This is a genomic window from Hyella patelloides LEGE 07179 (genome assembly GCF_900659865.1).
GTDB lineage: Bacteria > Cyanobacteriota > Cyanobacteriia > Cyanobacteriales > Xenococcaceae > Hyella > Hyella patelloides.
The window spans coordinates 1-5,573 of sequence record NZ_LR214126.1 but is presented as its reverse complement, the minus strand read 5'-3'; the positions used below and the strand labels follow the sequence as shown (position 1 = coordinate 5,573).

The 5,573-nt window shown below is 34.4% G+C and carries 7 protein-coding genes and 1 pseudogene; 6 read left to right on the top strand and 2 right to left on the bottom strand.

From position 1 onward, the window contains the following. The 5 genes from H1P_RS30405 to H1P_RS36760 all read left to right on the top strand — a co-directional run. Positions 1-950 (top strand): methyl-accepting chemotaxis protein (locus H1P_RS30405; RefSeq protein WP_246142025.1); only part of this gene is annotated, 950 nt, incomplete at its 5' end. Between the two features lie 67 nt (positions 951-1,017). After that, entirely contained in the window at positions 1,018-1,788 is a 771-nt protein-coding gene (locus H1P_RS30400; protein ID WP_144874787.1) for a pantothenate kinase, read from the top strand. A 244-nt stretch (positions 1,789-2,032) separates the two neighbouring features. After that, on the top strand, positions 2,033-2,596 hold the full coding sequence (locus H1P_RS30395) for a DUF4126 domain-containing protein (protein WP_144874785.1): 564 nt from the start codon (positions 2,033-2,035) through the stop codon (positions 2,594-2,596). A gap of 307 nt (positions 2,597-2,903) precedes the next feature. Next, the gene (locus H1P_RS30390; protein WP_144874783.1) at positions 2,904-3,116 is read left to right on the top strand and encodes a hypothetical protein; all 213 of its coding nucleotides are present in this window, start codon (positions 2,904-2,906) and stop codon (positions 3,114-3,116) included. Between the two features lie 244 nt (positions 3,117-3,360). Next, positions 3,361-3,504, top strand: a complete 144-nt coding sequence (locus tag H1P_RS36760; protein ID WP_186376234.1) for a hypothetical protein — start codon at positions 3,361-3,363, stop codon at positions 3,502-3,504. Between the two features lie 288 nt (positions 3,505-3,792). On the opposite strand, the gene H1P_RS30385 is transcribed toward H1P_RS36760, so the two are convergent. Next, positions 3,793-5,010 (bottom strand): tetratricopeptide repeat protein, encoded by a 1,218-nt coding sequence (locus H1P_RS30385; protein ID WP_144874781.1) that lies wholly within the window; start codon positions 5,008-5,010, stop codon positions 3,793-3,795. A gap of 122 nt (positions 5,011-5,132) precedes the next feature. Then, positions 5,133-5,345 (bottom strand): annotated as a pseudogene (locus H1P_RS30380) (IS1 family transposase); the annotation flags it as partial. Between H1P_RS30380 and H1P_RS30375 the strand changes: the two are divergent. Then, positions 5,325-5,573, top strand: a 249-nt coding sequence (locus H1P_RS30375) for a hypothetical protein (protein WP_144874779.1), incomplete at its 3' end; no start/stop codon positions are given. The pseudogene H1P_RS30380 and the gene H1P_RS30375 sit on opposite strands and share 21 nt — an antisense overlap.

The window sequence follows — 5,573 nt, the reverse complement described above, 5'->3', positions numbered from 1 at the left end:
ATGCCACAGAAGGAGATTTAACCGTTAGAGCCAACCTGAATTCAGTGGAGTTAAGTACCGTTGCCGATCTATTTAATGCCATTATTAGTAGCTTACAGGAGATTGCCATTGAAGCCAGACAATCAACAACTCAAGTGGAGAATTCTTTGAAGCAAAATGAAAATGCGATTCGTTTATTAGCAAAACAAGCTATTGCTGAAGCTCAGGAAACTCGCAAGACATTAACATCTGTGCAACAGATGTCGCAATCAATTCAAGAAGTAGCTCACAACGCTCACCAAGCAGAAAAAATTGTCGACGATACTTATAACACCGTTTTAAACAGTACGGAAAATATGGACTTGACTGTAGAGAGTATTCTGAATCTGCGGACTACCGTAGGAAACACAGCCCAGAAAATGAAGCGTTTAGGAGCATCATCACAAAAAATCGCGCAAGCACTGTCTTTGATTGAAGAAATTGCTTTAAAAACCAACGTCTTAGCCATTAACGCCCGTAATGAAGCCCATCGTGCTGGGGAATACGGACAGGGATTTGCTGCCGTAGCCGAACAAGTAGGTGCCCTAGCCGAACAATGTAGCACCGCAACTCAAGAAATTGCCAGAATTGTCACCACCATTCAAGCCGAAACCACAGAAGTCAGCCAAGCCATGAAATCAGGTACAACCCAGGTAGTAAAAACTACGCATCTTGTAGAATCGACTAAAGAAAGTTTGAGTTTGGTGTTAGCAAAATCTCAAGCAATCAACCAGTTAATGGGTTCAATTTCCCAAAATACTATTTCTCAGGCAACAACATCTCAAAACGTGACTAACCTGATGCGAAAAATTGCTCAATTGTCTGAGACGATATCCAAATCTTCTCAACAGGTGGCACAATCGATTGGATCGACAGCACAGGTTACTGCCAAACTACAATCTACAGTAGCTCAGTTTAAGGTAGCAGATTAAAACGATTAACCAGAAACGATAAACGCGAAATTAAAAAACTCATGATTTCAAATTAAATGCGATTATTATGGATTATTGGCTAGGCTTAGTAATTGGTAATTCTCATTTACATTGGGCTTGGTTTGTAGATAATATTTTACAAGAAGCTTGGGATACGCCACACCTCTTAGAAGAGATTAATTCGGCAACATCTCTCAGCACTTTTCTTCCCAATCGGTATCAAAAAACAGTTAAGAATAACTCTCTAACTATCTATTTAGCCTCTGTTGTACCTTTTAAAACAGCCTTATGGAGTAATTATCCCCAACTACATCAAATCACTGTTTTAGATATTCCTCTACTCAATACCTATGCTACCTTGGGCATCGATCGCGCCTTAGCTATCTATGGTGCAGGAGAAACATATAATTACCCTTGTCTAGTCATTGATGGCGGTACAGCTTTAACCTTCACCGCAGTAGATCGGAAAAAAGCTCTGATTGGTGGTGCTATTTTACCAGGTTTACGATCGCAATTACGAAGTCTTCATCAACACACCGCAGCATTACCTCAGGCTAATTTACCCTCTGATTTGCCCCCTCGTTGGGCATTAGACACGGAAAAAGCGATCTCTAGCGGGATTATCTACACTACTATGGCAGGAATTCATAGTTACATTAATAATTGGTGGGATAAATTTCCTGATAGTTCAATTATCTTCACGGGAGGAGATAGTAAATTAATTTTTCATTATCTACAAACTCTCTATCCTCAAGTTAGCAAACTAACTTTAGTAGATCGTAATCTTATTTTCTGGGGACTGCAATCATTAAAAAAAAGGTTAAAGGATGAAACATGAGCGATTGAGATATTCATGTTAATTAATAAGCAAAAAGTCTCTGGGGAGCAATTTCTTACAAAGATATTACTTTTGGGAAACTTATATGATAATAAAGTTTGAGCTTCTGGGTATAGTGAAACTAAGTAACTAAGTATATTTTCAATTTTTTCTTTTGATATAAAGTATTGAAATATTGTTTAGGTCGATACTTATTTAGTTATTTATCAACCATCGTATCAGTTATTATTTTAAGTATCTGAAAATGTTGACATTAGTCTTAGCAGTATTATCAGTCTCTGCTGCTGCTAGCATGAGATTAGCTCTACCGTTATTGATTCTTGGTTTGTTTTATAGTCAAGAACTATTAACTGAAATTGCTTTATTTAATCGTCTCGATCCTAGAGTCGTTCTAGCTGTGGGAATTTCTTGGTCATTATTTGAATTATTTGGCTCAAAAAAGCTTTTAGGACAGAGAGTATTACAAATTATTCAATTATTATTTAGTCCTTTTGTAGGAGCTTTAGCTGCTATTACAATCACTCATATTTTTGAAATCAACTTTCAACCTATGTGGTTAATTGGGTTGATTGGAGGTATTTTTGCTTTAGTTTTAACTTTAGTTCAAGTAGGTTGGTTTTTTCGCCTTCGAGGTATTCCTATTTGGCTAGTTTGTATCGAAGATATTCTTTGTATTTCTCTGGTATTTTTAGCTTTCACTGCTCCTAAAGAAGGAGGTTTAATTGCTTTATTATTATTTTGGTTAGCAATTCGTAGCTCTAATGCTTGGCGACAATGGTATTCTTCAAAACCAAGTACAACACCTTAAGTATCTCAACATTCTCTTGTTTCGGATTTAGCGATCGCTTATATTAATATTTCCTTGTATAATATCTACTGGGAAATTATTGTTAAAATTAATTGTTCCGTTATTACCAAAAAACATCGATTTGTCAATATTATAGACTTAATAAAATACTTTAATCATTAATAGCGATCGCTATATCTTATTGATTTTTGCTATTTCCTAAGTTTTCAAACAAGATATCAATTTTTATCAACTTTATCTGCAATTTGGGAAAAAACTGTCACACTAGAGCTATACAAGAGAAGCATACATTACACACAAATCAATCATGACAACTTTACTTGACATTTCTATTCATAACGTTGTTACTACTGTCGAAGTCGATCGACCCTTACAAGATAAGTTACCTAATAATCAAAAAAGTAGTACCCACAGCTTTAATATTGAGCCAGATAACGATCGATTATATTACGAATGTAGTAACGATCTTGATGATGAGTTTGATGATGAATTAGATGATATTGATTATTTATTGTACTAAAACTTGTTCTCATTTCGGAAAATATCTACTTTGGCTCAAGCATCTAATAATATTATCAAACAAATAGAATTAATCCTATCAGATTTAGTTGCTAAATCAGGCGAATTTCTTAAAATAAAAAAATCAATTTATCAAACTATTTTTAATCTCAATTGAGTAGAAAAACACTTAGCTAGCTTTTGTCATTATGCTAATTCGGTTGAATACCTGGATAGCTTCCAATTAACAAAAATGAGCGCATTTCTTGCAAGATTCAGCTTTAGAATATGCTCTTAATTGGTCAAAAGATAAAAGATTATCTAATCTAGATGATCGATTTATTGGTGCTAGTCAAAAATTAGCTAAACAACAAGCAGAATATAATCTAAGTCTCGAAAAAATTACCTAGAAAAAGGTTGAAATAGCTCTAGAAGCTGCTAACGAAGCTCATCGAATGTTAGCTAAACTATATTATCAACCATAAGGAGAAAATTTACAGTTTAGTTTTGCTTTAAGGTTAGCATTAACTTATCCCTCTTCTGTCAGACTCCGAAAAATTTTGTCATTTCTAAATTCTGGAGTCTTTGTAGAGAAAAGGATGGCTCGTTTTTTTAATAATAATAAAAGCTCAAATTAGAAAATGCCTGTAATCTTCTCGCTGTAAGGAGCTATCTCGGAAAGTGACAAAACAGGGATACTAATTTTGATTATTATAATTTTGATTATTAATTTTATTTAATTCATAGATTGCTAGCTCGCGTTCTATATCCCTATTTACAGCCTCATATTCTAGCGATTTTTGAAGTAATTCTTTACCTTTTTTAAGGTTTCCATTAACTATCTGCTTCTGTCCTGCATAATAATAACCATCAAAAAATAATCTTGAAGATAAAAAACCACAATTATGGATATATGCAGCAGGATTATCTTTTAAATTTTGAAATAATTCTTGTTCTTTCATTTCTTCCAAAAATAGACTAGCAAGTGCAATATTCAGCGAACAAAATTTTTCTTGTTGAGTTGCTATTTGCATAGCCTGTTTTAATTCTCTATTAGCTAAATCTTGTTTCCCCGCACGCATTCTTACTATCCATAACCATAAATTGTTATCATCTAGATATTTTTGGTTTTGTTTAAAATTATTTTTAGCAATAGCATTTTGAATTAATTCAGCACTTTTATCAAACTGTTCTAAGTAATAATTATATAAAGCTAGTTGACGAGCATATTTTTTAGATTCTTGCTCAATAATCCTGCTCGGTTTTTGATTGTTTTTTGATAATAATGCAATTGCTGTTTCCATATCTGAAATTGCATTAGTAAATTCTTGATTATCAGCATAGGCTTTAGCCCTTTTAAACCACAAACCATGAATACTAGAAAGTGATTTGTGTGGATGAGTATTGGGTAGAAGTTTACGATTGTAAAATTTTATTTCTTGAGTAAGAGCTTTAATTCTATTAGGAGGTTGATTAAATTCTTCGAGACTAATACCAGTGTGATGAATCGGAATTTTTTCACTATTAACGGTTAAAGTACCAGACTTAAAACAAGTACTTTCTGTAGCGCAAGGAGCTATATCATTGGCAGAAAATACAGCTTTCCCTTTATCTCCAATAACTTCCAACGTAATATTGCCTTGCAAACCATCAGTAAAATAAGATTCAACATAGTTGGGTTTTCCCAGAGGCGCAACAGCAATTACATTACCAACTTTTTCTTCAACTATTTCGGCATTTTTTACCCAATTAATTCCTCGCTGATATGAAGCTCCTAAATGTTTTTGTCCCCAAGCATCTCGTTCTTCAATAGTCTCTTCTGGCACACCAATTTTTTCATCATAATTAAGTGAGTCTGACAATCCACATCCACCTAGAGAAAGAGATAAGAGTAAAGATAAAGTAATCAATCTCATATTTAATTGCCAAAAAAATCAATTAATGGCTGTACGGATATCATTCCCCAAAAATCTTGCAAAATTTTAATAAACATCGGAAGAGATACGTTTAATTAGGCGTTGCAGAATAGATTGTTGATTTATGCAGGAAGAGGAATTTGTTGAAATCTCAAGTAGTGCATCAAAAGCCTGATAGAGTGTTTCAACATGAGTGCTGATTTGGAATAACAGAGCGTATTTCTATGTAATCTAGCTAAATAATGCCTAACCCGTGTATTTTCTCCTTCCACTCTCGTTAATTGAGTTTTAGGTAAAACTATATGCTTTTTTTGGTGAATATAATTAGCATATACGCAACAGTCAAAATTCCCTTAACTAATTCTGCAATCGCACTTATTAGCTTTTATGGCGTTGCTGATTTAGCGAACGAGTGCGCGACGGCGAAGCCGAGTCCTTTAGGGGTCTTGGGCGGGGCAGAAGAGTTCTGCCGTGAAACGACAGAATCAGCCCCTTGGGTTTCCCTCAATGAGCAACTCGTTCAAGACAGGTATGAAACCGATAGTAATACTGTTCGGAGCTTC